Origin of the sequence: Pseudomonas sp. SIMBA_068 (assembly GCF_046534705.1) — a bacterium.
In the GTDB taxonomy this organism is placed as follows: Bacteria; Pseudomonadota; Gammaproteobacteria; order Pseudomonadales; family Pseudomonadaceae; genus Aquipseudomonas; species Aquipseudomonas putida.
Window position 1 is genome coordinate 1 of sequence record NZ_JAWRYI010001597.1, and the last position, 238, is coordinate 238.

Annotated in this window: 1 protein-coding gene; it reads right to left on the reverse strand. The window is 67.6% G+C overall.

Annotated features, from left to right (window positions below; translation table 11 throughout):
- A partial coding sequence (locus SB756_RS35095; RefSeq protein WP_410913885.1) for an amidohydrolase family protein occupies positions 1 to 238 on the reverse strand: 238 nt, incomplete at both ends.

The following is a 238-nucleotide window of genomic DNA, read 5'->3' on the forward strand; positions in this document are numbered from 1 at the left end:
GGGGTAGGCCTGTTCCGCGGCATGCATGGAACCGAGCAACTGGTCGATGGCGCGGTCGCCGTTGGTGTGGGAAAGGATCTGCCAGCGGTTGGCCAGGGCCTCTTTATAGATGGCCAGGGCGTCGGCGTCCTTGACCACGCCGTAGCCGGCATAGCTGGCGTCCTGGCCCTGGGGCGGCTTGAAGTAGGGCTGGCGCAGCCAGGCCGTCTTGCCCTGGGGCGAGCCGTCCAGAGTCAGC